Source organism: Pandoraea pnomenusa, assembly GCF_040391475.1.
Lineage (GTDB): Bacteria > Pseudomonadota > Gammaproteobacteria > Burkholderiales > Burkholderiaceae > Pandoraea > Pandoraea pnomenusa_C.
The window spans coordinates 17,492-43,310 of record NZ_JBEBXS010000014.1; the positions used below are offsets into that span (position 1 = coordinate 17,492).

The window sequence follows — 25,819 nt, forward strand, 5'->3', positions numbered from 1 at the left end:
GATCACATCAGAAATCGACGCGGATCCCCAGCATGCCGACAAACTGCGAACTCGTGGACGACGGCGTGGTGTTCTGCGAGTCGCCGACCACCGGCCCGGCGTTGATGATGCTCGTGGCGTTCGCGGCGAGGGTCTTGCCGTTGGCGTGCTGCCACGCTTCGAGCGCGTACAGCGAGGTGCGCTTGGACAGCGAATACACCTGCGCGAGCGAGACCTGGTGATAGGTCGCCGAATCGGTAATGCCGTTGGCCTTCGACGCTGCCGTGTAGCTATACGCCGCCGCCAGACGCCATTGCGGCGAGGCGATCCACGAGACGTGCATGCCCGCCGAGTTGAAGATGGCCGTGTCGTGGAAGAGCGACGCCGCCCCCGGCTTGTACTGCACGTTACTGTAGCTCGCGCCGAGCGTCACGCTGCCGAGCGTGTAAATACCGGCCACTGCGATATGCTGCAACGAATCCGCCGTCAGATAGCCCTGGTTGACCGCAGACGTGCCCGGCACGCCGGTCGACGCCGTGTTCCAGGTCGTGCCGCCGCCGATATTGTTCAGGCGCAGATAGCCGGCGGCCAACGAGACCGGTCCGCCGTCGTAACGCAGTGCGCCGGAAAAGGTGTTGCCCTTGCCCATGGAGCCCGGTTGCCCGCCGAAGCCGTACTGTGCGCTTGCCGTCACGCCCCACAGCACCGGCGAGGTGTATGTCACCGAGTTGTTGATGCGAATGGTCGTGTCGAGGCCATCGATATCGCCCGGGCGTGCGCCGGTCGCGCCGGTCACGTAGGTGGTCGGGCTGAGCGTGCCCACCATCAGGTAGTACGGCGAGTACTGACGGCCGATCGTGACGGTGCCGGCCTGGTCGTTCTTCAGACCGACGAATGCCTGCCGGTTGAACATCACCCCCGACGAGCTGAACGCGCCGCTGTTGACGTCGAAGCCGTTTTCCAACTGGAACAGCGCCTTGGTGCCGCCGCCCAGATCTTCGGTGCCGCGCAGGCCCCAGCGGCTGCCCGCGAGGTTGCCGTTGCGCAGATAGGTGTTGGAACTTCCGTTCTGGTTGCTGCTGTACGTCAGTGCATCGTCGACGATCCCGTAAAGCGTCACGTTCGACTGCGCGAACGCCGGCATGGCGCCGGCGGCGAGACCGGCCAATACCAGCCCGGCAAACAGTTTCGAATGTCTCACGACTTCTCCTCTTTTGATGTGTTTTCTTGGACTTCGATGGAAACGCTGCTGGTGAATCACTGAGGCTAGAAACGGGGTGCCTTGCCGCTCCATTCGGGCTGGTATTTGCGCATCTGGACCGCGTCGTTGCGCGTGCGAAGGCCGCACCGCAGGTACTGCTCGTGCAGCTTGGCCAACTGGTCCTGATCGATTTCGAGGCCGAGGCCCGGGGCTTGCGTGAGCGCGACCGCGCCGTTGCGAATGGCGATCTTTCCGCCCCGCACGACTTCTTCGTCGGCTTCCTGCCACGGGTAGTGCGTGTCGCAGGCATACGACAGGCGCGGCACGCTTGCGGCGAGATGCGTCATCGCCATGAGGCTGATGCCGAGGTGCGAGTTGGAGTGCATGGACAGACCGATGTCGAACGTCTCGCACATGCGCGCCAGCGTCTGCGTGTCGCGCAGGCCGCCCCAGTAGTGATGGTCGGAGAGGATGATCTGCGCGCCGTTCAGGCGCACGTTCTCGCGGAACTGGCGCAGGTCGGTCACCACCATGTTGGTGGCGAGCGGCATGCCCGTGGCGCGATGCAGTTCGGCCATGCCCTCGAGTGTGGGCGTGGGGTCTTCGTAATACTCGAGATCGCCCGCGAGTTCGCGTCCCATCGCGATGGCGGTCGCGAGCGACCAGTTGCTGTTCGGATCGATGCGCAACGGCTTGTCGGGAAATGCGCGCTTGAGGGCCTTGAGGCACTTCACCTCTTCCATCGGCTCGAGCACCCCGGCCTTGAGCTTGATGCTGCCGAAGCCGTAGGTGTCGATCATGGTGCGCGCCTGTGCAACGAGTTGCTCGGCGTTGAGCGTCTCGCCCCAGGCGTCGGGCGCGTAAGGCGTGTCGATGTGCTGTGCGTACTTGAAGAACAGGTAGGCGCTGTACTGCACCTCGTTGCGCACGGCGCCGCCGAGCAATTCCACCAGCGGAATGCCGAGATGCCGCGCTTGCAGATCGAGAAACGGGACTTCGAACGCGGAGTAGATTTTCTCGGCGTCCTTGCGCGGGTCGGTCCCCGGCGCGAGTTCGTATTCCACGCGCTCGCCGCGCACGCCCTGACGCACCACCGCCGCCACGCGCTCGCGCAGCCCGTTCGTGTTGAACGGGTCCATGCCGATCAGGTGAGGGCGGGCGTTCTCCAATAGCGCCAATACCGGTGCGTCGCCGTACGTCTCGCCCAGTCCGACATGCCCGTTATCGGTCTCGATCTCGATGATCGAGCGCAGCGCATACGGCTCGTGGATACCGGCGGCATTGAGCAACGGCGGGTCGCGAAAGGCGATCGGGGTGATGGTGATGCGTTGAATTTTCACTGCGACAGATCCTCTGTCGGCACCGGATACGACACAGCGGTGCGGACGCAATTTACGGGTGTGAGGTAGCTTTTACGTCATCGTATGACTGGCCGTAATTTAGGTGACGGCCGAGCCGCTTCTCTATCGGTGTAATCCCTGACGGAATCCCTGAAAACCTGACGAAATCTTCTGGAAAGCCGCGAATTATCAAGGGTGTTCCGATTTCTTAGGGAAATCTCCAAGGTGTTTGCGCGTGTCTCCTGATTGCAAATTCACAACTCAAGTCATATGATGACTTACGAGAAATTCAACTCAAAGAGGAGACAGCATGGCCTTCAGCCGCAGGGGATTCTGGCAACGCACGCTTGGCGCATTGGCATGTGCCGCCGTGATGGGAAGCATGGCGAGTACCGCAACCGCTGCGCCGGTCGCGCTGAACGTCGTGGACGTGGCCGGGAATCTCGCGCTCACGCAGAAGGGCTTCGAAGCCTTCCGCGACAAGTACCCCGATCTCGTCTCGAAGATCACGTTCACCAATGCCCCGGCGCCGCAATTGCCGGGCAAGATCAAGGCCATGCAGGCGGCCGGACGTGCCGACATCGATATCGTGCTCACGGGTACCGACGCCCTCGCCGCCGGTATCCAGCAAAACCTCTGGCAGCGCCTGTTGCCCGACTACAGCGCGAAGCTGCCGGGCGTGCTCGACAAGTACGCGCCGAACGTGCGCGCAATGCAGGAGCTTTCGAAGGGTTACGGCCTGGCCGTCACGTTCATGCCCGCCGGCCCGCTGGTCGAATACAACCCGGCCAAGGTGAGCCAGCCGCCGAAGACACCCGCCGAGCTGCTCGCGTGGTGCAAGGCGAACCCGGGCAAGCTGATCTATGCACGTCCGGCGAATTCGGGCCCGGGCCGCACCTTCCTCATGGGCCTGCCGTATCTGCTCGGCGACAAGGACCCGCACGATCCGGTCAAGGGATGGGACAAGACCTGGGCTTTCCTGAAGGAACTCGACTCGTGCATTCCGTACTACCCGGGCGGCACGTCGGCCGTGATGAAGGAACTGGGCGAAGGCAGCCGTGACATGACGATGACGGTCACGGGCTGGGACATCAACCCGCGTGCGCTGGGTATCGTGCCGGCGAGCTTCAAGGTGCAGGCGTTCGACAAGTTCACGTGGGTCAACGACGCGCACTACATCGTGGTGCCCAAGGGTGTGTCGAAGGAAAAGATGGACGTCATTCTCAAGCTGATCAATTTCATGCTCGAGCCCGCCCAGCAAGCGCTCACGTATGACGACGGCTACTTCTATCCGGGCCCTGCCGTGAAGGACGTGCCGCTGTCGGCCGCCCCCGCGAAGAGCCAGGAAGTGATCGCGAAGTATGGCCGTCCGGAGTACGCGAAGCTGATCGCCGATTTCCCCCATGCCGTGCCGCTCGACGCGACCGCGATGGTGGCCGCATTCCAGAAATGGGATGCCGAGATCGGCGCGCTGAAATCGAAGTGACCGGAGCGTTCGGAGTCGCCTATGAAGCACAATTTTCAACATCTGCGTCTCGATAACGTCGCGCGCAGTTTCACCAACGCCGAAGGTCAGTCCGTGGCCGCCCTGAACGGCCTGGACCTGACCATCGAGCGGGGCGAGTTCATCGCCCTGCTGGGGCCGTCGGGCTGTGGCAAGTCGACGGCGCTCAACTGCATTGCCGGACTCACGCCGCTCACCGGCGGCGCGATCTGGCTCGACGACGAGCGCATCGACGTGCTGCCCAGCGAGAAGCGCGGCTTCGGCATGGTCTTCCAGAACTACGCGCTGTTCCCACACATGACGGTGCTCGAGAACGTCGGCTTCGGTCTGCGCATGCGTGGCGTGCCGCGCGCTGAGATCGAAAAGCGCTCGCGCGAAGCGCTGCAACTCGTGCAGCTGGTCGGGCACGAACGCAAGCTCCCGGGGCAGTTGTCCGGCGGGCAGCAGCAGCGTGTGGCGATTGCGCGTGCCATCGTGATCGAGCCGCCCGTCGTGCTGATGGACGAGCCGCTCTCGAACCTCGATGCGAAGCTGCGTATCGAGATGCGCGCGGAGATTCGCCGCATTCACGGCAAGCTCGATCGCGCCACGATCTACGTCACGCACGATCAGGACGAAGCGTTGTCGATGGCTGACCGCATCGTAGTGATGAAGGAGGGCGTGGTGCAGCAGATCGGGGCGCCGCGCGACGTGTACGGCCGACCGCGCAATCTGCACGTGGCCCGCTTCATGGGCTATCGCAATGTGCTCGACGTGTCGATCACGTCGGCGCAGGGGGATCGCGCGCGGGTCTCGTGCGGCGGCGCGTCGTTCGACGGCGTGCTCATGGAGCCGCCGGGCACCGAGGGCAAGGTCAGCGTGGCGATCCGACCGGACGACTTCGAGCGTGCGCAGGCCGCCAACGACACCGCCTTCGAGGCCGTGGTGGAAACGGTGGAGTACGGCGGCCGCGATTCGCTGCTGCGCGTGGCGTCGCCGTTCGGGCCGCTGTATGCGCGTCTGCCCGGCGACTACGCGGTCGGTGAGCGTGTGCCGTTGCACGTGCCCGCCGAGCGCACGCTGGTCTACGCCGGGGAACGCGCATGAGTGCCGCCGCTTCCGCTTCGGCATCGATGACCCCGGCCGCGCGCTTCGATGGGCGCGGCTGGCTGGTCGCGCCTGCGCTCGTCTGCCTGGTGGCGATGTTCGTGTACCCGTTCGCGTACGGGCTGTTCCTGTCGTTCCAGCCGATGGACGGCGGTGGCGTGCTCGCGAACTATCTGAAATTCTTCACCGAACCGACGTTATGGCCGACGGTGCTCATCACGCTCAAGCTCGCCGTGCCCGCCACGGTGATCAACGTGGGGGCGTCGATTCCTGCCGCGTTTGCGCTGCGCAAGAGCACCCGCGCGGCGAAGCTCGTGACGATGTTGCTCGTCGTGCCGGTCACGCTCGGCACGGTGCTCATCGCCGATGGCATGCTCACCTACTACGGCCCCAACGGCTGGTTCCCGCAGGCGCTGCACGCGCTGGGTCTGTATCACGACGAAGTGCGCCTCACGCATAACTACTGGGGCGTGCTGATTTCGCTGGTGATCTCGGGATTCCCGTTCGCGTTCCTGCTGATCCTGTCGTACGTGACGGGCATCGACCCGACGCTCGCGCGCGCTGCGGGCACGCTCGGCGCGGGGCCGTGGCAGCAGTTCCGTCTGATCTATCTGCCGCTGCTGGTGCCGGGTCTCACGATGGCCGCGTGCCTGTCGTTCGTGCAGGCGTTTTCCGTCTTCCCGTCGGCCGTGCTGCTCGGGGTGCCTGCCGGTGCCACGCGCGTGGTGTCGATTGCGGCCTACGAGGCGGCGTTCGAGAGCTATGACTATTCGCTCGCGTCATGCGTGGCGATCGTGATGGGGTTCGTGCAATTGCTGATCGTGGCAGGCATGCTCGGCGCACGCCGGGCGTTTTATAGCGGTCCGACCACGGGAGGCAAGGGATGAGCACCACGGACAAGCCTTTGGCCGGTACGCTGGCCGCGCACAATGGAGACTTCATGACGACCCCTTCGCCCGTGAGCCCGGCAGTGACGGCGCCCGCGTCGCGACGCAAGATGCGCCGCGAGGGGCCCGGCTCGCGCCTGTGGCGCATGTTCGTTTGGGGCGCGATGATCTTTTTCCTCGTGAACGTGGGGCTGATGATCGCCACCGTCACGATGAACTCGTTCGCCACCCGCTGGTTCGGCACGCCGCTGCCGGAGGGCTTCACGCTGCACTGGTACGCGCAGGCCTGGCGTGATTTCCAGCTTGCCGACGTGCTGTGGGTGACCGTCGAAGTCGTGGGGGCGGTCGTGTTGCTGTCGATTGCGCTGGGCGTGCCGGCCGCTTATGCGCTGGCCCGGGCGCAGTTCCCCGGCAAGCGACTCGCGATGCTGGTGTTCCTGCTGCCGTTGATGGTGCCGCCGGTCACCTACGGTATCCCGATGGCGACGGTGCTCTACAAGATCGGGCTGGGCGGCACGCTGACCGGTGTGATCCTGGCCAACCTCGTGCCGTCGTTGCCGTTCGTGATCCTGGTCATGACGCCGTTCATCGAGCAGATCGATCCGAATCTCGAAGCGGCGGCACGCATCTTCGGGGCCAACACGTTCAAGTACTTCCGTCACGTGCTGCTGCCGCTGCTCGTGCCGGGCATTCTGGCGGCCGGATTGCTGGTGCTCGTGCGCACGATCGGCATGTTCGAGCTGACGTTCTTCACGGCCGGGCCCGATACGCAGACGCTTGTGGTGGCGTTGTACTACGCCGTGTTTTCGACGGGGGTGCGCGCGCCGCAGTCCATCGACGCGATGGCGATGATCTACATGGCGATCACGCTGCTGTGGGTGCTGATCGCGTTGCAGTTCGTCAGCCCGACGCAGTTGGTCAGCCGTGTGAAGGAAGCGCCGAAGGGCGAGTAATAACGCGTCGGGGTGTCACGTCGGTCCGCCGTCGGCCGGTATGTTGCGTTGCAGCGAACGTTGCCGCAAAAAAAATACCGGCCGACGCGCGGAACCGAGGGAATAAAGCGTTGGGGTCGGGTGTTGTGAGAGTGTCGTTACCGACATTTCTCCAAAGGAGCCAACGTCATGAACCAACGTCAATCGATGTCCGCCGTTCTCACCTCGCTCGTGGCTGCCGCAGGTCTTTTCGCGGCCGCAGCCGCGCACGCCGAGGCCCCGCTCAAGGCGATGGGCGGCATGCTGGTCGATGGCCAGAATCGCACCGTCTATACGTTCGACAAGGACGCGGCAGGCAGCGGCAAGAGCGCCTGCAACGGCCCGTGTGCCGAGGCCTGGCCGCCGGTCATGGCGCCCGCGAGTGCGAAGGCCGAGGGGGACTACACCATCGTCACCCGCGACGACGGCATGAAGCAATGGGCTTACAAGGGCAAGCCCGTCTACCTGTTCACGAAGGACGCCGCGCCCGGCGACATGAAGGGCGACGGCTTCAAGGACATGTGGCACGTCGTCAAGCCCTGAACGACGGCACAACTGTTCGACGTGGAGCGAGAGGATGCTGGCGGCCCGGCCGGCCGCGCGACGCATGGCAAAGTCGCGCCGGCTCGTTATAATTTCGCGGCAAACGTCGGCGCCGGGCGCTGACGATGCTTCGGACTGGCTAGCCGCCACGCCCCTTCCGTCAGGAAATTCGCCGATGACCGGTCAGGATTTGCCCAGCATGCTCCCGAGCCTGCTGCCACGCCTCTGGGCGTTCGCCCTGCGCATTTCGGGCGACCGCCACGATGCCGAGGACCTCGTGCAACGCGCCTGCGTTCACGCGCTCGAACGCGTGCATCAGTGGACGCCGGGGACCTCGGCACTGAGTTGGATGTATCGCATCGTGCATACCACGTGGATCAACGAGATCCGCTCGCGCCGCGTGCGCTCGCGCGGCAGCCTCGCGTGGGACGACGCCGATGTGGAAACCGTCCCCGATCTTCAGGCATCGACGCCGGAAGACCTCGCGAGCTATCACCAGATATTCGGCGCCGTCGACCGTCTGCCCGAGGCGCAGCGGCTCGTGGTGCTGCTCGTCGCCGTCGAAGGCATGAGCTATCAGGAGGCGGCGCTGGTACTCGACGTGCCCATCGGCACCGTCATGAGCCGTCTGTCGCGTGCGCGCCGTACCATCGGCGACCAATTCCGCAACCCAGAGGGGCAACCCCGCCGTGCCGACGACGTCGGCTCCGCTTCCGGCGCACGTGAGGAGGATGCGTGATGAACGAAGACGATATCCGCCTGCTCGCTTACGTTGATGAAGCGTTGCCCGCCGCCGAGCGCGCCGATGTGGAAGCCGCCATTGCCGCGTCGCCCGAACTGGCCGACGCGGTGGCCTCGCTGCGAGCGTCGCGTCTGCCGTATCGCGAAACGTTCGCTGCACAGGTCGTGCCGCCCGTGCCGGAGCGTCTGAGCGCGAATCTCGATGCGTTGCTGCGCGCGCATGCGCAGCGTCTGGCGCCGGACGGGACGTCGGCAGCGGCGTCGGCGCCGGGCGCCGCCGTTCGTCTCGACGACGCCGGCCATCAATCTGCCGCCAACGACGCGCCTGTCGCGCGCCGTGTGCGCGCGTGGTGGCTCGGTGCGGCATTTGCTGCGGGTGTCGCGGCAACGGTGGTGGCGTTGCCGTGGGTGTCGGACGCCTTGCATCGGCCCGGGCCGGGCGGCGCACCGATGACGACGGCTTCCAGCGCCGCGCCGCCGAAATCACCGCAAGGCGTCACCTGGGTGCGCGCGGCGGCCGACTATCAGCAGTTGTACGTGCGGGAAACGATTGCGTCGGTGCGTGTGGATGCCGGCGATATCGAACGAACGGTCAGCGACATTCGCCAGCACGATCAGCTCGATATCCGCGTGCCCGACCTGAGCGCGAAGGGGCTCACGTTCAAGCGCGTGCAGCGTCTGCGCTGGCAGGATCGTGCGCTGGTGCAGATGGTGTACTTGCCCGAGACAGGGGATCCGATCGCGTTGTGTGTGGTGCGCGACGGACGCCCGGACCAGGGCGTGGCGGAACAGCAGATCGACAACATGGGCGTGGTGACGTGGCGCAAGGGCCAGATCGGTTACGCGCTCATCGGCGCGTCCGGTGGTTCCGTCGATTTGAAGGCCGTGGCAAAGGGGCTCGCCGAAGGACCGGCGGCGCCGCTGTTCGGTTTGCTGATGGTGCCGGAGTCTGCGCCAGTGCATTCGGCGTCATAGTCGCTGTCGGCGCAGCCATTGGCGACAATGCCGTTCGCTCACGCCATGCAAAAACGCCCTCGATTTCGAGGGCGTTTTGCTTTCACCGAGTGAGCCGCGCGCTCACGCCTGCATGAGTGCGCCGTCACGTAGCCGCCACAAGCCGAGCGGATTGCCGTCCTTGAGCGCGTCGGGCAACAACGCGTCGGGCAGGTCCTGATAGCACACCGGCCGCAGGAAGCGATCGATGGCCGACGCACCGACCGACGTGAACATCGCATTCGACGTGGCCGGGAACGGGCCGCCGTGCACCATCGCATGACAGACTTCTACGCCGGTCGGGAAGCCGTTGGCGAGAATACGTCCGGCGCGGCGCTCGAGACTCGGCAGCAACCGGCACGCCGCATCGGTATCGCCCGCATCGAGTTGCAGCGTGGCGGTGAGTTGTCCCTCCAGACGCTCGGTGATCGCAATCATGTCGTCGACGCTGTCGCAGGCGATCACGACCGACGCGGGACCGAACACTTCGTCGTGCAGCGCCGGGGTGGCGAGGAATTCGTCCGCCGTCGTGCGGAACAGAGCCGCTTGCCCCTGCGCACCGTTGCCCGACTGACCGCGTGCGAGCAACGTTACATTCGGCTCGCCGGACAGTCGCGCCACGCCCTTGTCGTATGCCTGATGGATGCCCGACGTCAGCATGGTGCCGGCCGCTTTCGCGCTGAGCGCTTCCATCGCCGTCGCGCAGAACCGGTCGAGTGTTGCCCCGGCGATGCCCAGCACCAGGCCCGGGTTCGTGCAGAACTGACCGACGCCCATCGTGAGCGAGTCGACGAACCCCCGGGCGATGGCGTCGCCGCGGGCGTTCAGCGCCTCGGGCAGCAGGTACACCGGATTGATGCTGCTCATCTCGGCATAGACGGGAATCGGCACGGCACGCGCTTGCGCGATGCGTTGCAGCGCAAGGCCGCCGGTACGCGAGCCGGTGAAACCGACCGCCGCAATGGCAGGGTGCGCGACCAGCGCTTCGCCCACGGCGCGTTCGCCGACCAGCAGCGAGAACACGCCTTCCGGGAGGTCCAGCGCCTGCACGGCCGAGCGAATGGCACGCGCGACGAGTTCGGACGTACCCAGATGCGCGGAATGCGCCTTGACGATCACCGGGCAGCCCGCAGCGAATGCCGATGCGGTGTCGCCACCGGCGACCGAGAATGCGAGCGGGAAATTGCTTGCACCGAACACGGCTACGGGACCGAGGCCGATCTTGGCGAGACGCAGGTCGCTGCGCGGCATCGGTTCGCGCGCCGGTTGCGCGGGATCGATGGTGGCATCGAGGAAATGACCGTCGCGCACCACGCGGGCAAACATACGCAGTTGGCCGACGGTGCGTGCGCGTTCGCCTTGCAGGCGTGCCGGCGGCAACCCCGTTTCGGCGTGCGCGCGTTCGATGAGGGCGTCACCCAGATCGAGCACGGCTTGCGCCACGGCATCGAGGAACTCGGCGCGTCGCGAAAGCGGCAGCGTGCGCAATGGGTCGAATGCCGCGCGCGCAAGCTCGCAGGCGCGCTCGACGTCCTGCACCGTACCCGCGCCGAACGCGGGGGCGAGCGGCTCGCCGCGCGACGGATCGAACGCGTGGAGAGTGCCCGCACTGCCGCGCACGTCGGCGCGGCCGATCAACATTTCACCGGTGATCTGCATGCCGCGTCTCCTTAACCTTCGACCTGGCGGATGAGCGCGGCCAGCGCTTCGACTTCCTGCGGCAGCAGATCGGTCAGCGGCGCGCGCACCGGGCCGGCGTCGTGACCGACGAGCTTGGCGCCGGCCTTGACGATGCTCACGGCGTAGCCCGGGCAGCGGTTGCGAATTTCCAGATACGGCAGGAAGAACGTGTCGAGCAGGCGGCCCATCGTGTCCTGATCGTTCTCGCACACGGCGCGATAGAACGACATGGCCGTCTTCGGGATGAAGTTGAACACCGCCGACGAGTACACCGGCACGCCGAGCGCGCGGTAGGCCGCCGCGTAGACCTCGGCCGTCGGCAACCCGCCCAGATACGAGAAGCGCTCGCCCATGCGGCGGCGGATCTGCACCATGCGCTCGATGTCGCCCACGCCGTCCTTGAAGCCGATCAGATTGGGACACGTTTCGGCCAGGCGTTCGAGCTGGTCGGCGCCCAACTTCGAGTTGGCGCGGTTGTAGACGATCACGCCGATTTTCACCGAACGGCAGACCTGTTCGACGTGTGCGGCAATGCCGTCGAGACTCGCTTCGGTCAGGTAGTGCGGCATGAGCAGCACGCCCTTGGCACCGAGCCGCTCGGCTTCCTGTGCGTAGGCGATGGCCATGCGGGTCGGGCCGCCCGCGCCCGCGAGAATCGGCACCTTGCCTGCGCACGTGTCGACGGCGGTCTTGATCACGGCGCTGTAGTCCTGCGGCGTCAGTGAGAAGAATTCGCCCGTGCCGCCTGCGGCGAAGAGTGCCGTCGCGCCGAACGGAGCCAGCCACTCCAGACGCGCCGCGTAACCACGGGCGTTGAAGTCGCCGTTGGCGTCGAAGTCGGTCACGGGGAAGGACAACAAGCCGTCGGAGACGATCTGTTTGAGTTCTTGAGGTGCAGTCATTTCTGGCGTTCCTGTCGGCTGCGGGGCCGGATTCGATGAGTGAAGAAGGCGCTCAACCAGCGCTTGGCGCTTAGTTATATGTCATCGTATAACATGTAATCGGACCGGACAAGAGGGCGCTCGGCGGAACAGCAGTGGGATAAACCCGCAAACGTACCGGAGAGGGTTTGTCCCAATCGGGTCGGAAGCCTTGCGGGATACGCAAAGGCGCGTTTCTAGATGTATGATGACACATAAGTGATGCGGGGTTGAGCGAACATCAACGACAATCGGCGTCCGTCGCGACAAGGCAACAGATCGACAGGACTGCACCTGCGCGCCCCGGTTAGTGAGCGTGGTGTGTGGGGCAGGCAAACGGAGGAGTGAGCAACATGGCAGCAACGACGCAAGCGGGCGGCAAGGGCCCCGCAGGCGAAGCCGGGCACGTGGCGAAGGACACGCCGCGCTATATCCGGATGCAGCAGGAAGACAACGTGGCCATCGTCGTGAACGATGGCGGGCTGCCGGCCGGCAGCCGTTTCGCCGATGGCCTTACGCTGGTGGACGCCGTGCCGCAGGGGCACAAGGTCGCGCTGGCCGATCTGGCCGAGGGTGCGGCGGTGCTTCGCTACGGCGTGGTGATCGGCTACGCGGCGCGTGCATTGCCAGCGGGCAGTTGGGTGAACGAGCGCAACCTCACGATGCCGGAGGCGCCGTCGCTCGATCGCTTGCCGATCGGCACACGCGTGCCTGCCGAACTGCCGCCGCTCGACGGCTTTACCTTCCAGGGGTATCGCAATGCCGACGGCTCCGTCGGCACGCGCAACATCCTCGCCATCACGACGACGGTGCAGTGCGTGGCGGGTGTGGTCGAGTTTGCCGTCAGGCGGATCAAGGAGACATTGCTGCCACAGTATCCGAATGTCGATGATGTGGTGGCGTTGGAGCACACCTACGGTTGCGGCGTGGCCATCGACGCACCCGACGCCATCGTGCCGATTCGTACGCTGCGCAACATTTCGACGAATCCGAACTTCGGCGGCGAGGTGATGGTGGTGAGTCTGGGATGCGAGAAGCTTCAGCCGGAGCGACTGCTACCGGCGGGCAGCATCCCCATCGGCAGCGCCGGCGCCGATGGCAAGCCCGACACCGTCTGTCTGCAAGACGAGGCGCATGTGGGTTTCCTGTCGATGATCGACTCGATTCTCGCCACGGCGCGCACCCATCTCGAGCGTCTCGACGCGCGACGCCGCGAGACGGTGCCTGCGTCGGAACTCGTGGTGGGCGTGCAGTGCGGCGGCAGCGACGCCTTCTCCGGGGTGACGGCGAACCCGGCGGTGGGCTTTGCCACGGACTTGCTCGTGCGCGCCGGCGCGACGGTGATGTTCTCCGAAGTGACCGAAGTGCGCGACGGCATCGACCAGTTGACGTCGCGCGCGGCGACGCCCGAGGTGGCCGAGGCGATGATTCGTGAGATGGCGTGGTACGACGCCTATCTCGAGCGCGGGCGCGTGGATCGCAGCGCCAACACGACGCCGGGCAACAAACGCGGCGGGTTGTCGAACATTGTCGAAAAGGCGATGGGGTCGATCGTCAAGTCCGGCACCGGGCCGATTCACGGCGTGATCTCCCCGGGCGCGAAGCTCGATCGCTCGCACCAACGCGGGCTGATCTATGCCGCAACGCCTGCGAGCGATTTCATCTGTGGCACCCTGCAACTCGCAGCCGGTATCAACGTGCACGTCTTCACGACCGGCCGCGGGACGCCCTACGGACTGGCAGAGGTTCCCGTCATCAAGGTGGCGACGCGCTCCGATCTGGCGCGTCGCTGGCATGACCTGATGGATGTCGACGCCGGACGCATCGCCACGGGCGAAGCCACGATCGAAGACATCGGCTGGCAGTTGTTCCATCTGATGCTGGCCGTGGCCAGCGGGGAGAAGACTTGGGCCGAGCGGTGGGGGTTGCACAACGCGCTCACATTGTTCAACCCGGCTCCGGTGACCTGATGTTTGTGGCGTGTCAGAGTTCGGCTTGCGTTTGCGCGAGGCCGAACTCGAGCATGGCCGGCACAAAGCAGTGATTGAGCGTGTCGCGGCGTGAGAGCTTCGCGAGCACGTAGCGGCGGAACGGCGTGAGCGTGCCCCAGTCGCCGACGTCCGGCGCCAACAGATCGGCCAGTTCGCACTGACGCAACAAACCCGGCGGCAGTGCGTTCGTATCCTGCCACGCAGTGGACGCCGGGTCGACGCTGCGCTCGACCGCCTGTCCGAGATGGTCGCGCGCGATCTCGTCGAGACGCGCCGCAAAATCCTCATCCCCCGGCACGCACGACGCCAGCGTGTCGCGCGCTTCCTGCGGCAGACGCTGCCAGTCCGCCAGCGACAGATGTTGCCCGCTGCGATCGAGGTTGAAGCGAATCGCCATCGTGATGAACTTCAGATTCTCGCAAGCTTCGATCTCGAACACGAAGATCGGCAGACGCTGGTACAGATGCATGATGCTCACTCCTGATATGGCGAAGTACGGCGACGCATGGTGTGCGATCGATTGTACTCGCGACGCGTAGTGCGCTGCCGATGGCGAATGTGTGGCGGTCGTCGCACCTTCCGTAGATGTGCGTCACCTCATTAGGAAAACTCTTAAAAATGATTTGACTGGGCAGACTCGGGTGGTGCGCTTTACGTGATCGGAATCGGCGAGAAGACTTGTTGTTTCAGGGGGATACGGCGGCTGCGACGTCACGCATGAGCGTCGGATGTGAAGAATCCTAGAATCTGGGTTCATTCCGAAAGCGGTCATCCCTTCCTAAGGTGGGCATTCTGCATTTGTTCAGTGTTTTGACAGGAGCCCATATGCCGCCCAAATCGTCGCCGACGACGTTTCCCTTCATACCCGTCGTATTGGGTTCCCCATCGCCCGAGCGGGTAGAGAAAGGGGCGTCCGTGAGGGGCAGGTCGTCTGCTGCGCAGGCCGATGGGGGCGTCGGCAAAGCGGCGGGGCGCAATGGCGCCCGGAAGGGGGTATCGCCGCCGGATATCCAGGCCGATGGCGCAGGGCCGTTACGCGTGGAAGTGGAGCGCCGTGTGACACCCGAGGGACTGACGGTGCTTGGGGCCATCGTTCGATGAGCGCGGTGCCTGTGTCCGGCACATCGGTCGATCCGGCGCTGGTGACGGCGAGCGGCGATGCGGTCTGGGTGATCGCGTCACCGCATGCGCAATGGGAGAGCGATGCGCACGCGATGACCGTATCGTCACATGAGGTCGCCTGCACGTTGCACGGTGCGCCCGCCGATGCCTCGATGTGGCTCGAACGTCTGCAGCATGGCTTGTTGCTCACGCACGCGCCGGTGCCCGGCTCCTGGCTGGGGGCGCTTGTCGACGAAGGGCTGGTCCAGGTGCTGTCCGCCACCCGTGGCGACATCGTCCCGGCGTTCGGCGAGATCTGCGACGCCTGGGTACGGGGCATCTTCGCCGCACCGTTCTGGACACGATTTCTCTCGGGCGAGTCCAGTGACATTCAGGTGCTGGCGTTTCTCGCGCAGCTCTATCACCGTGCTGCCGGGGCCGACGTTCACAATCGGATCGCCGTCGAGCGTTGCACCGATACGGCGCTGCGACCCTCGCTGTTGCGGCAGTATCGCGAGCAGCGCGGGCAGGCGACGATGCTCGCCGCCGGGCTGTTGCGCTGCGGCCCGGCCGCACGCACGTTTCTCGACAGCGGCGCATTCGATACGACGCACGCGCTCATCGACTTCATCATCGGGGCTGCCGGCGACATGCCGTTGTACGTGGGGTGTTGCGCACTGTGCCAGGCGCCCTCCATCGCGCGCGTGACCGGTGAAATCGACGCACAGTTCGCCGCGCTCGCTGCACGCTATCCCTCGGCGGCCGAGGGGTTTGCGGCGGTGGCCGCGCATGCCCGCCATGACGCGAGCGTCTGTGGCAGTACGTCATTGCTTCGGCAATGGGTCGAGGAGACGGGCGAGCCCGATGCGCTCGCGCGCCTTCGCATGCTGCGCGGTGCGCACGGCGTTGCCGCTGCCTACCGTGTGATGTTCGATGCATTGCATCGGCTCGACGAAGACGTCTGACGGCGACTGACGGCGACTGACGGCGATTCGCAACGGTGGGCGGATCATGCGCCCGAATGGGGCATGTGACTCGTATAATGGCGTCCCAACGGCGGGGACGGTTGTGGCTCCGCGCCGTCAGCCCCCTGACCATGACAACCCATCTCGCCTACCTTGCCGCCCTCGGTGCCGCCCTGTGCTGGGCCTGCAGCGGCATGATCGCCATCACGCCCGTCCGCCAGGCGGGCTCGTTCCCCTTCAATTACGCCCGCATGCTGCTGGTCTTCGCGATGCTGTTGCTCGCGCTGGCGGTGCTGCGTGGCTGGCCGGTGCTCACGCTGGAGCAGTGGCTTCGGCTCACGGCCTCGGGGCTGATCGGCATCCTCGTGGGCGACACGATCCTGTACACCTCGCTGGGCCGCCTGGGACCGCGTCGCAACTCCATCATCTTCGCAACGAATGCGCCGATGACCGCCATGCTCGGCTACTTCTGGCTGGGTGAAGCGCTCGGCTGGCGTGCGATCGCCGGTGTGGCACTGGTGACGGCGGGCGTGGCGCTGGCCATTGCCTTTGGCGGACGTCGGGAAGACGCGCACCACTGGGAGTCCGTGCGCGGCGACGTGCGAATCGGCGTGGCCATCGGGCTGACGGCGGCGCTGTGCCACTCCATCGGTACGTTGATCGCCAAGCCGGTCATGGCGGCGGGGGTGGACCCGGTCGGGGCATCGGCGGTGCGCGTTGGCGTGTCGGCCCTTGGGTTGACGATTATCGCGGCGCGCCGCGGGCGCGCGGTCTTTGCCAACTTCACACCGGGTACGCTGGCGCTGACCGCCGCTTCGGGCTTCTTGGGCGTGGCCGTGGGCATGACGTTGCTGCTCTATGGCATGGGGCACGGCAACACCGGCGTCATCGCGACGCTCTCGGCGACGACACCGGTGATGGTGCTGCCGCTGCTGTGGCTTCGCACGCGTCAGCGCCCGGCGGCGGGCGCCTGGTGGGGCGCATTGATCGCGAGCGCGGGCGTTGCGCTGATTTTCAACCGCTGATGCTGTCGACGCGGCGCGCGGTTGCGCGCCCGAGGACACGCTTGACGGCGGGCGCCGGCTCGGCTGTCCGCGTGATGGTGCGATCGCGTCCTGATCTGCGCGTTTAGCGTGTCAGCGGGGATTGCAGGGCGTCTGGATTCTGTCGCGGCGCTTCGTTCGTCAATTGCGGCGGCGGCACGTCGGGGGCGACGCTCGGACGCGTGACGGGCGGCGTGAGCAGGCGTCGCAGCCAGGCGGCCAGACGCTCGAAGACGCCCGGATCGTCGTTGAACAATTCGGGACGCAGCACGCGCAGATAATCGAGAATCTGTTCGGCCTCCTGAGGACCCACCGACCCATAGATCGTCGCCAGATCCAGCAGCGCACGCAACTCGCCGAGCTTTTCGCGGGCCACGAGCGGGCGCGCTGTCTCCACCGCACGCTTCGCGTCGAACACCCGTTCGCGCAGCACCGAAGCGGTGCGCCATGCGGGCGTTTGCAGGGTGGCTTCCAGCGTGCGCAAGTCTTGCGCCGAACTCACGATCTGTCCGGCCAGCGATTCCACGATCCGTTCCTCGCCCTTCGCCTCGCGCACGATCCCTTCGGCCCAGCGGCTTGCCTGGCGCGACATGTCTTCGCGCGTCCATTCCGGGCGGGAGACGAAATAGAACCCATGCTGACGCGCCTGATTCAGGATGATCGAGACGACATCCGGGAACTGCTTGTCGAATGTGCGTTTGGCCCACGCGTAATGACCGCCTGCGAGCAACTGCGCGACGGCGGCTTCGGTCAGCGGCACGGTACTGTCGAGCAGGCGCGCGCGCAGGAAGTCGTCGAACGGCGGCGGCGTGAAGTGACGGTCGACGGCGGCGCTGATGCGCACGAAGGCGTCGAAGTCCTTCTTGAGGTCCGCCAGGGCGGTGTCGGAAAGGGTCAGGGCAATGCGGCTCATCGTGACAGGCTCCCAGCTACCGCAACGATGGCTGGATGTGCCGGCGACCGGCGCGTGAACACGAAGACGAAGGCGTCCGCGTCAGCCGGTCGAGCGTCTGTCCGAGTGCAGCAAGCCACGGGCGCTGTCGCCGAAGCTCGTGCCACGTGCATCCCCATTGCGCGTGAAGTCATTTGCAGCGATACGTGTAAGCGGTGCGCTGCGGTCGTGGCCGCGCGCTGTAAAGATGGCCGGACGGGGGCACGGCCCGGCGTCCCGGCGTGCCTGATCCCACGGCAAATATGGCGGCGATTCTAGCGTACGCATGGCCCGCGAGTCGCCGCATGCCCGCCAACGCCACGGAAAATCCACAATTCCGCAGCGGGCAGCAGGCGTCTGCATGCATCAACGGCACATCGGTGGGGAAACTTTAGCGGCGCTCGGTCAATTTTCTTCGGAGGCCGGGCGCAACAAGTAGACGGCGAAGCGTGAACGGCCGTCGAGCCAGACGCGGTCGACGTTCCAACCGGCCGAGGCCGCCAGCGCCTCGAACTCCGTCTGACCGTACTTGTAGGAGTTCTCGGTGTGGATGGATTCGCCCGCCGCGAAGTCGAACCGGTGGCCCAGTACCGTGGCTTGAAACGCACGCTGCGCGACCAGATGCATCTCGATGCGGCTTGCCCCGGCGTTGAAGCGGGCTTCATGACGGAAGGCGTCGAGCGGCAGGTCGCCGTCGAGCTCGCGGTTGATGCGCGTGATGACATTCAGATCGAACTGTGCAGTCACGCCGCGCGCGTCGTCATAGGCGGGCAGCAGCACGGCCGGATCCTTGCACGCGTCCACGCCGACGACCATACGGCGGCGCGGCCCGAGCATCTTGCCGACGTGCGCGAGGAAGGCTGCCGCCTGTCCGGGCGCAAAATTGCCGATCGTCGATCCGGGAAAGAAGCCCAGGCGCGGTCCCTGCGTGTGCTGCAACTGCGGCGGCAGACGGAACGGCCGCGTGAAGTCGGCGCGCACCGGCAGCATCGGAATGCCGGGGCATCGACGCGCCAGCGTGGCGACGGCATCGTCGAGAAAGTCGTCGGCGATGTCGACCGGCACATAAGCGCGCGGGGTGACGAGGGCGTCGAGCAACAGCGGGGTCTTGCGGCTCGAGCCGCTGCCGAATTCGACGACGACTGCGTCCGGGCCGATGACGTCGGCAATCGCGGGCGCGCACTCGCCGAGCAGGGCGGTTTCGGTACGTGTCTGGTAATACTCGTCGAGCCCGGTGATCTCTTCGAATAGCTCACTGCCGCGCCGGTCGTACAACCAGACGCTGGGCAGCGACTTCGGGGTGTGACCGAGACCGGCGAGCACGTCGGTGGCGAACGCGTTTTCCGGAAGCGACGGGCAAACGAATGCCGTGGCTTGGGTAGCTTGCGACATCAGCGGTCCTCCGCGAGCCTCAGGCCGCAGAATTGCCAGCGCTGATGCGGGTAAAAGAAGTTGCGATACGTGGCGCGTGCGTGACCGGCCGGCGTGGCGACCGAGCCGCCGCGCAGCACGAACTGTCCGCACATGAACTTGCCGTTGTATTCGCCGACGGCCCCCGCAGCCGTCCGGAATCCCGGGTAAGCGACATACGGGCTTGCCGTCCATTGCCATACCGGGCCGAAGCATTGCTCCATCGCTGGCGACGTGGATGACGCCGCATTCGCTGCGACCTCCCACTCTTGTTCTGTCGGCAGGCGCTTGCCCGCCCAACGGGCGAAGGCGTCGGCCTCGAAGTAGCTCACGTGCTGCACCGGGGCGTTGTCGTCGACGGGTTGCATGCCCGCGAGCGTCATCGACTGCCATTCGCCGTTATGCAGTTCCCAGTAGAGCGGATGCCCCCAACTTTCGCGTTGTACCGTCGCCCAGCCGTCGGACAACCAGAGCCCGGCCATGCGGTAGCCGCCGTCTTCGATGAACGCGCGCCATTCGCCGTTCGTTACCACGCGCGAGGCGATGGCGAAGGGGCGGATGAGCACGTCGTGCGCGGGCGTTTCGCAATCGAAGGCGAAATGCTCGTGGCTGACCCCGTTGTGGCCGACGCGATGCTGCCCGCCATCATGTGCGATCCATTGCAGCGGCGCGGTGGCGCGCGCGGCAGGCAGCGACTGGCGATGGGCGGGGCGTAGCGGATTTTGCGCGAACAGATGCAGCAAATCGGTGTGCATCAGCTCCTGATGCTGCTCCTCGTGATTCAGGCCGAGGGTAATGAGAGCCGCAACGTCGGCGGGCAGATCGGCGAGCAGCAACCGTTCGTGCATCGCGGCGTCGACGTGGCGGCGATAGGCGAGCACGTCGTCGAGCGTGGGACGCGTGAGCAATCCCCGTTGCGGACGTGGATGCCGGGGCCCGGCGGCCTCGTAATACGAGTTGAAGAGATAGGCGAAGTGCGGGTTGTACGGACGGTAGCGTTGTCCGTGCGGTTCGAACAGCACGCCGGATTCACCGAGCAGGAACGTCTCGAAAAACCAGGTGGTGTGGGCGAGATGCCACTTGATGGGACTGGCGTCGGGCATCGACTGCACGGTGGCGTCGGCGTCCGACAGTCCTTGAGCGAAGGCGACAGACGCCGCGCGCACGGCATCGAATCGGTCGGCCAGTCGCGCGGACGAGCCGGATGGCGCGGACGGCGTCAACACGTGGATCGACGGGCCGTCGCGGGCGGTGCGCGAGCGGGTGGTTTCGGGGGAGGTGCCGGAGGGCGCCTCGGCTTGCGACGTACAACAGGGCAGGGTCATGGGACGCACCGTACTGTGAAACGTGCTGCCTATTGTAGACCCGTTGGTCTGGCGCCGTGTGACGGTTCGTAACCGGGGTTGACGACGCGATTTCGGCCGTTTCCGGAGGGCATGTGCGGTGCGATGAGGGGGCGTGCGCCCGAGGCATTCGGGGGGATGAGGGCGCTCTGGCGGGCTTCACCGGCGGTTCACATCAGCCAGCCGGTCAGCCCGAGCAGACTGCCACCGGCGATCAGCCAAAGCGGGTTCCAGCGCGTGCGTAGCGTGATGACGACGGCAGCGAGCGTCACCAGCCCGCGTGCCACGTTGATATCGATCTCCCGCGCCAGCACGGCACTGCTGGCGGCAAGCAGGCCAACGGTGATGGGCGCGAGCCCCGCGCGCACTGCGCGCACCCAAGGAGAGCGTTCGTGACGGTCGACCCAGCTGCCGACGAGATAGGCGAGCAGCGAACTCGGGGCGCACTTGGCGAGGGTCGCCGTGAAAGCGCCGGGCAGGCCGGCGGCTTGCAGCCCGATGAGCGTGACGGCCATGCCGTTCGGGCCGGGGGCGGCCTGGGCGAGGGAAAAGAACGTGACGAATTGCGTGTCGGTGATCCAGTGCCGCGTCTCGACGGCATAACGATGAATATCGGCGAGCGTGACGTTGGTGCCGCCGACGGCGAGCAACGACCAGAGCGAGCCGTGCAGGAACAGATCGACGAGCGTGTTCATGGGGCGGCGCTATCGGCGTGGTCGGTGTTGTCCGGGGTGCGCGCGCGCCGCAGGTGGTAGGCCATGAGCACCGCGCAGGGGCCGAGTACGCCGAGCACGAGCAGCAGGGGCAGGCCGAACACGAAGCTGCCGACGAAGGTGGCGGCGGCAAACGTCAGCGTGCTCCAGTGACGCTCCAGTCCGGCGAGCAGGCGAATGGCCGTGGCGATCACCAGTCCGGTCGCGGCGGGCATGAGCCCGGAGAGCAGATGTTGGACGGGCTGCGTCTGTCCCCATTGGGCATAGGCAAACCCGATGAGGATGATGACGATGGTCGGGCAGAAGTACAGGCCGGCGACGGCGGAGGCGGCGCCGCGCGGGCCGCGGAATCGGCGTCCGAGGACGGTGGCGATATTGGCGACGTTCGGGCCGGGCAGAAGCTGCGCGAGCGGCAGCAATTCGGCGAATTCCCGGTCGGTCAGCCAGCGCCGCTGGTCGACGACCATGCGTCGCGCCCAGGGGAGTACGCCGCCGAAACCGGTCGCGCCGACTGTGCCGAAGGCGACGGCCAGTTCCCAGCATGTGGGCGGCGCGGCCGGGGCAGGAGTGTCGGAAGCGGTGGTGTGGCGATCGGGGGAGCGGGGCGAAGCGTTGGCGACGGGATCGGGACTCACGATTGCCCGTTACCGGTGGGGCCGTGGAGTTCGTGTTCCAGGCGCACGACTTCCTGGGCGACAAGGGCGATGGCGTTTCGGATTTCCATGAGCGCGGTGTAGAGGGCTTGCGCGTTCTGGGGGGATTGCAAGGCAACGTCGCGGGCGGCGGCTTCGATGGCGTCGAGCGACAGGGCGATGCGGTCGAGATTCTCCAGCATGGGGCGATCTCCGATGGCGCGCGCAGAGCGTGCATCCCCTCATGATACCCAACTGACGTATCTCGGTGGGGGATGTTAGAATGCGTGCCCTTGCCGGGGTGATGAAATTGGTAAACATAGCGGACTTAAAATCCGCCGCCTTCGGGCTTGCCGGTTCAAGTCCGGTCCCCGGTACCACTTAGGCTTCGAGCCACATCAAGCAAGCGCGCTCGTATGGATGTCGTTTGGTGAGGCACACAATGCCCTCGTGCCAGCGTCTTGACCCATTCGTGCCGCGTCTTCTACCTCAAGCGTTCCCCTTCCGGGTCAGCACAGTGAGCCCGCCACTCTCATCAGCAAGTCGAGATTCCAGGTGAGGAAATCGGCAATCTTGTCGGCAGTGGTCATGGTGATTCTCCTCGCGGTGGGCTTTGCGCGGTATTGCGCAAGCCGTTGAGTGAAGTATCCCCGTTATGCCTTGCCGCTGATACTGCGATTAATACAACTTCCTGGCGTTGACGCACCCCGAATGCGAGCACGCCGACTTACAGCAGACTACGCACTACGGATTTACTGAAGAAACTGAACGATGGCCGCCATCGTTGCCTCGGGTTGTTCTTCCATCAGCCAGTGACCGGCACCTGGAATGACCACCCCCTTGACGTTGGACGCGGCGGCCTGTGCGACCGTCGCCATCATCGGCCCGAACGACTTCTCTCCGCCGATGGCCAGCACCGGCATGGGCAGCGGTCCTTTGGCGAGATACGCCTTGTTGTCGATGGCGTCCTGATCGAAGGCGTGGAACTGTTCGAAACCGGCGTGCATCGCGCCGGGCAGGGCGTAGAACCTTGTGTAGTGCTGTCGGGCAGCTTCACTGAAGTGCTTCGGATCCGCCGAGAACTCGTTCCAGAAGCGGTCGAGGTAGATACGCTCGCGGCCCTTGACCAGCCGTTCCATGTCCGGGCCGCCAAAGCGGAAGTGCCACAGCAGCGGGTTCTTGAGAATCTCTTCCCAGGGTCCGACGCCGGGAATCGGCGCGTCCATCAGCACCAGCTTCGTGACGCGATCCGGCTGCTCGGCCGCGAACGCGTAGGCCACCATGTTGCCGATGTCGTGCGCCACGACATCGACTTTGCCGATTTGCAGCGTGTCGAGCACGCCGGCGATGTCGCGGGCCTGATTCTTCTTGTCGTAACCGGAGGACGGATGGTCGGACAGGCCCATGCCGCGAAGGTCGGGCACCACCACGGTATGGGTCGCGGCAAGCTTTGCGGCGAGCGGTGCCCACATGTCGCCCGTCTCGCCATAGCCGTGCAGCAGCACGACAGCCGGTCCGTGTCCACCGACGCGAACGTTGATCCGCGCGCCGTTCGTGGCGATCGTCTGATGTTTGAAGTCGGCGGGGAAGGTGAAGACGTCGGCCGCCGCCGGGACGGCGTGAAGTGAGACAAGCAACAACAGAAACGAGAGCATTTTCCGCATTTCTGACCCCCAGAGGGTTGATCCAAACGATCTGCCTGTGGCGCGGATAATCTCACATTTTTTCGGTTTTGCGCAGTCCCGCCCGGGCCGGCCTCACGTGTGCAGCGTCAGCCCTTTCACCGCCTTGTCCACGGCCTTCTTCGGCCCATGCAGCGCAATGCCGACGAAATCGAATTGTTCGGGGTCCTGCCCACGAAACGCCTCGCGATTGGCCGCGTCATGCCCGGTCGAGAACATCGCGTGCACGTAGGGCACGATCGTCAGCTCGCGCGACACGGCTTGCCGATGAGCCGCCTGCAAGCCCGGCAAGTCAGCGACGAACACCATCATGGGTTGCCCGAGCATGCGGGCGTACTGACGCCCGGCGGCGTCTTCGTAGGGCTCGCCCAAGGCTTCCGGCACCGCCGCCGCAATCCCGGTCGCGAGAAATGCCGTCACGTTCAGTTTTTGCCAGACCGCAAGATCGTCGCGCACGATCAGCGCCACTTTCGTATCGAACATCGAAGCCGCTCCCTGAATAGTCGTTATTCGGTGATGACGGGCGAAGATTCACACCCACTGATCGTTCGCCACCGTGCGTTCGCTCACGGCGCCATCCCCCGTATTCGCCACGCCGCGCGGCTCGATCAGCAGCACTTTCACTTCGCCTTGTGCGCAGGGCTTATGTTCGACGCCCTTCGGCACCACGGCCATCTGACCGGCACGCAAGGTCATCGAACCGTCGCCGGACGACGCGCCGCGGAAGTCGATGCGCAACTCGCCGTCGAGCACGATGAAGGTCTCGTCGGTATCGGCGTGCTGGTGCCACACGAAATCGCCCTGGAGTTTCACGACCTTGAACTGATAGTCGTTCATCTCGGCGACAACGCGCGGTTGCCAGTGACCGTCGATCTGCGCGATCTTGCCCACCAGATCGATGACCTGGCATTGGCCGCGGGACGCGGGGGCGGGAGCGGGGGTAAGGGGCGATACGGACATGATTTCCCTCCGGGAACATAAGCACACATCGAGCTTACGCCGCCACCGGCGTCGTGGTCTTGAACGATTGTGGGTGCCGGACGGCGGGCGGTTACCGCCGGGTGGCGCTGCCGGCGATCTGCAGCCAGCGTCCCGGCGTGATGCCGAAGGCCTTCAGGAAATGTCGCGTCATGTGGCTCTGATCGGCGAAGCCCGCATCGGCGGCGGCGCTCGACAGGGAGACGCCCGCGAGCAGCAGGCGACGCACCGTATCCAGGCGGCGCATCGTCAGGTAGCGGTACGGACTCGTGCCGTAGAACGTGCGGAAATCATTCGACAAACTCCAGCGGTCGCGGCCGGCAGCGGCGGCGAGTTCGTCGAGCGTGACCACGCGCGTGAAGTGAGTATGCAGATAGTCACGTGCGCGCAGCGCCGCGACATAGTCGCCCTTGCTCCGCGTTGGCGGCATACCGGCCGCCGCAGCGAGCGCCTGTGCGAGTTCGGCCAGTGCGTCGCTTTGCTCGAGCGGATCGAGAGGGGCGAGTGAGTTACCGGTGCGCAGCAGCAACGATTCGGTGGCCGCTGCGATCCGGGGATCGCTGGTCACGCCGCCTTCGATGAACGGGAGCGCGTGTCCGCCGAGCATGTCCTGAATCAGCGATGGCGCCACGTAGAGCATGCGGTAGCGAAAACCCTCGTCTGTGCCGGCCTGACCGTCGTGCGCTTCGTCCGGATGCAGCACCATCGTGTTGCCCGGCAGGCTGTCGCGCCGCCCGCGCCGGTAATGGAAGCGCTGCACACCGGCCAGCGTACGTCCGATCGCGTAGGTATCGTGACGGTGCATGGCGTACGCGTTGCCCTGAAACCAGGCCTCGATGCGCTCGATGCCGTCGGTCGGCTCGGCGTGTCTGACCCAGTCCGGGGTGGTGATGGTGGCAGTTCGAGGCATGACGGGGGCGGAAGTCATGGGGATTCGCGCCGGATTCGCGCGAAGCAGTGTACCCAGCATGCCACATAATCAAAAAGCCCTGACGTATCAGGGCTTTTCATGGGTTTTGCGGCACGGTGGCCTCCTGCCTAATGGCAGAGTGATCCAATAGCGACCAGCAGATCAGCGCAGGGAATGAAGTAGTCAATGACGGACATCGTCAATTCTCCAGTCAGCACAGGGGGTTAGCCAAAAACCGGGCCGGCAGCGAGCAGGAGGTCGTGAACGTACCGAAC

The 25,819-nt window shown here is 65.5% G+C and carries 25 protein-coding genes and 1 tRNA gene; 11 read left to right on the top strand and 15 right to left on the bottom strand.

All coding sequences use genetic code 11. The features are described from left to right. Positions 1-7 precede the first annotated feature (7 nt). Both ABWO90_RS15870 and ABWO90_RS15875 read right to left on the bottom strand, forming a co-directional pair. Positions 8-1,180 carry a porin gene (locus ABWO90_RS15870; protein ID WP_353192190.1) on the bottom strand — a complete coding sequence of 391 codons (1,173 nt, stop codon included), beginning with the start codon at positions 1,178-1,180 and terminating at the stop codon, positions 8-10. A 65-nt stretch (positions 1,181-1,245) separates the two neighbouring features. Continuing rightward, positions 1,246-2,520 carry a glucarate dehydratase family protein gene (locus ABWO90_RS15875; RefSeq protein ID WP_353192191.1) on the bottom strand — a complete coding sequence of 425 codons (1,275 nt, stop codon included), beginning with the start codon at positions 2,518-2,520 and terminating at the stop codon, positions 1,246-1,248. Between the two features lie 373 nt (positions 2,521-2,893). On the opposite strand from ABWO90_RS15875, the gene ABWO90_RS15880 reads away from it, so the two are divergent. The 7 genes from ABWO90_RS15880 (at position 2,894) to ABWO90_RS15910 (ending at position 9,227) form a co-directional block, all read left to right on the top strand. Beyond that, a complete protein-coding gene (locus tag ABWO90_RS15880) occupies positions 2,894-4,006 on the top strand; it encodes an ABC transporter substrate-binding protein (RefSeq protein ID WP_353192304.1) in 1,113 nt (370 codons plus the stop codon). Between the two features lie 21 nt (positions 4,007-4,027). After that, a complete protein-coding gene (locus tag ABWO90_RS15885; RefSeq protein ID WP_353192192.1) occupies positions 4,028-5,110 on the top strand; it encodes an ABC transporter ATP-binding protein in 1,083 nt (360 codons plus the stop codon). Then, positions 5,107-5,997 (top strand): ABC transporter permease, encoded by an 891-nt coding sequence (locus ABWO90_RS15890; protein ID WP_353192193.1) that lies wholly within the window; start codon positions 5,107-5,109, stop codon positions 5,995-5,997. The genes ABWO90_RS15885 and ABWO90_RS15890 overlap by 4 nt, the downstream gene beginning before the upstream one ends. A gap of 110 nt (positions 5,998-6,107) precedes the next feature. Further along, a complete protein-coding gene (locus ABWO90_RS15895; protein ID WP_353192305.1) occupies positions 6,108-6,950 on the top strand; it encodes an ABC transporter permease in 843 nt (280 codons plus the stop codon). A gap of 168 nt (positions 6,951-7,118) precedes the next feature. Then, positions 7,119-7,511 (top strand): COG4315 family predicted lipoprotein, encoded by a 393-nt coding sequence (locus ABWO90_RS15900; protein ID WP_353192194.1) that lies wholly within the window; start codon positions 7,119-7,121, stop codon positions 7,509-7,511. Positions 7,512-7,686: 175 nt separating this feature from the next. Continuing rightward, positions 7,687-8,250, top strand: coding sequence for an RNA polymerase sigma factor (locus ABWO90_RS15905; protein WP_353192195.1), 564 nt, complete (start codon positions 7,687-7,689; stop codon positions 8,248-8,250). Beyond that, positions 8,250-9,227 carry an anti-sigma factor family protein gene (locus ABWO90_RS15910; protein ID WP_353192196.1) on the top strand — a complete coding sequence of 326 codons (978 nt, stop codon included), beginning with the start codon at positions 8,250-8,252 and terminating at the stop codon, positions 9,225-9,227. The genes ABWO90_RS15905 and ABWO90_RS15910 overlap by 1 nt, the downstream gene beginning before the upstream one ends. A gap of 102 nt (positions 9,228-9,329) precedes the next feature. Here the strand turns inward: ABWO90_RS15910 and ABWO90_RS15915 are convergent, their stop codons facing one another. Continuing rightward, positions 9,330-10,904, bottom strand: coding sequence for an aldehyde dehydrogenase (NADP(+)) (locus tag ABWO90_RS15915; RefSeq protein ID WP_353192197.1), 1,575 nt, complete (start codon positions 10,902-10,904; stop codon positions 9,330-9,332). An 11-nt stretch (positions 10,905-10,915) separates the two neighbouring features. Beyond that, positions 10,916-11,827: a 5-dehydro-4-deoxyglucarate dehydratase gene (kdgD, locus tag ABWO90_RS15920; RefSeq protein ID WP_353192198.1), complete on the bottom strand. Its 912-nt coding sequence runs from the start codon at positions 11,825-11,827 to the stop codon at positions 10,916-10,918. 455 nt (positions 11,828-12,282) lie between these two features. Here kdgD and garD point away from each other — a divergent pair, with 455 nt between their 5' ends. Next, positions 12,283-13,815 (top strand): galactarate dehydratase, encoded by a 1,533-nt coding sequence (garD, locus tag ABWO90_RS15925; RefSeq protein ID WP_353192306.1) that lies wholly within the window; start codon positions 12,283-12,285, stop codon positions 13,813-13,815. Between the two features lie 13 nt (positions 13,816-13,828). Here garD and ABWO90_RS15930 read toward each other — a convergent pair whose 3' ends face one another. Beyond that, positions 13,829-14,305 carry a nitrate reductase associated protein gene (locus tag ABWO90_RS15930; RefSeq protein ID WP_353192199.1) on the bottom strand — a complete coding sequence of 159 codons (477 nt, stop codon included), beginning with the start codon at positions 14,303-14,305 and terminating at the stop codon, positions 13,829-13,831. 628 nt (positions 14,306-14,933) lie between these two features. On the opposite strand from ABWO90_RS15930, the gene ABWO90_RS15935 reads away from it, so the two are divergent. Both ABWO90_RS15935 and ABWO90_RS15940 read left to right on the top strand, forming a co-directional pair. Further along, complete coding sequence (locus tag ABWO90_RS15935) at positions 14,934-15,902, top strand: hypothetical protein (RefSeq protein WP_353192200.1); 969 nt, start codon at positions 14,934-14,936, stop codon at positions 15,900-15,902. A gap of 131 nt (positions 15,903-16,033) precedes the next feature. Further along, entirely contained in the window at positions 16,034-16,927 is an 894-nt protein-coding gene (locus ABWO90_RS15940; protein ID WP_353192201.1) for a DMT family transporter, read from the top strand. 103 nt (positions 16,928-17,030) lie between these two features. Here the strand turns inward: ABWO90_RS15940 and ABWO90_RS15945 are convergent, their stop codons facing one another. From ABWO90_RS15945 to ABWO90_RS15970, 6 genes are all read right to left on the bottom strand, one after another. Then, a complete protein-coding gene (locus ABWO90_RS15945) occupies positions 17,031-17,858 on the bottom strand; it encodes a DUF4088 family protein (protein WP_353192202.1) in 828 nt (275 codons plus the stop codon). A 423-nt stretch (positions 17,859-18,281) separates the two neighbouring features. Beyond that, the gene (gene egtD, locus ABWO90_RS15950; protein ID WP_353192203.1) at positions 18,282-19,268 is read right to left on the bottom strand and encodes an L-histidine N(alpha)-methyltransferase; all 987 of its coding nucleotides are present in this window, start codon (positions 19,266-19,268) and stop codon (positions 18,282-18,284) included. Further along, entirely contained in the window at positions 19,268-20,611 is a 1,344-nt protein-coding gene (gene egtB / locus ABWO90_RS15955) for an ergothioneine biosynthesis protein EgtB (protein WP_353192204.1), read from the bottom strand. Before egtB ends, egtD begins: the two co-directional genes overlap by 1 nt. 188 nt (positions 20,612-20,799) lie before the next feature. Continuing rightward, positions 20,800-21,324, bottom strand: a complete 525-nt coding sequence (locus ABWO90_RS15960) for a chromate transporter (protein ID WP_353192205.1) — start codon at positions 21,322-21,324, stop codon at positions 20,800-20,802. Beyond that, on the bottom strand, positions 21,321-21,977 hold the full coding sequence (locus tag ABWO90_RS15965; RefSeq protein WP_353192206.1) for a chromate transporter: 657 nt from the start codon (positions 21,975-21,977) through the stop codon (positions 21,321-21,323). The genes ABWO90_RS15960 and ABWO90_RS15965 overlap by 4 nt, the downstream gene beginning before the upstream one ends. Continuing rightward, the gene (locus ABWO90_RS15970) at positions 21,974-22,177 is read right to left on the bottom strand and encodes a hypothetical protein (protein WP_353192207.1); all 204 of its coding nucleotides are present in this window, start codon (positions 22,175-22,177) and stop codon (positions 21,974-21,976) included. The genes ABWO90_RS15965 and ABWO90_RS15970 overlap by 4 nt, the downstream gene beginning before the upstream one ends. Positions 22,178-22,269: 92 nt before the next feature. On the opposite strand from ABWO90_RS15970, the gene ABWO90_RS15975 reads away from it, so the two are divergent. Then, positions 22,270-22,354, top strand: a tRNA-Leu gene (locus ABWO90_RS15975). 372 nt (positions 22,355-22,726) lie between these two features. On the opposite strand, the gene ABWO90_RS15980 is transcribed toward ABWO90_RS15975, so the two are convergent. From ABWO90_RS15980 to ABWO90_RS15995, 4 genes are all read right to left on the bottom strand, one after another. Further along, positions 22,727-23,638, bottom strand: coding sequence for an alpha/beta fold hydrolase (locus ABWO90_RS15980; protein WP_353192208.1), 912 nt, complete (start codon positions 23,636-23,638; stop codon positions 22,727-22,729). Positions 23,639-23,731: 93 nt separating this feature from the next. Continuing rightward, the gene (locus ABWO90_RS15985) at positions 23,732-24,139 is read right to left on the bottom strand and encodes a DUF2000 family protein (RefSeq protein ID WP_353192209.1); all 408 of its coding nucleotides are present in this window, start codon (positions 24,137-24,139) and stop codon (positions 23,732-23,734) included. A 48-nt stretch (positions 24,140-24,187) separates the two neighbouring features. Continuing rightward, positions 24,188-24,616 carry a cupin domain-containing protein gene (locus ABWO90_RS15990; protein ID WP_353192210.1) on the bottom strand — a complete coding sequence of 143 codons (429 nt, stop codon included), beginning with the start codon at positions 24,614-24,616 and terminating at the stop codon, positions 24,188-24,190. Positions 24,617-24,707: 91 nt separating this feature from the next. Beyond that, positions 24,708-25,544 (bottom strand): AraC family transcriptional regulator, encoded by an 837-nt coding sequence (locus ABWO90_RS15995; protein WP_502922635.1) that lies wholly within the window; start codon positions 25,542-25,544, stop codon positions 24,708-24,710. Between the last annotated feature and the right edge of the window lie 275 nt (positions 25,545-25,819).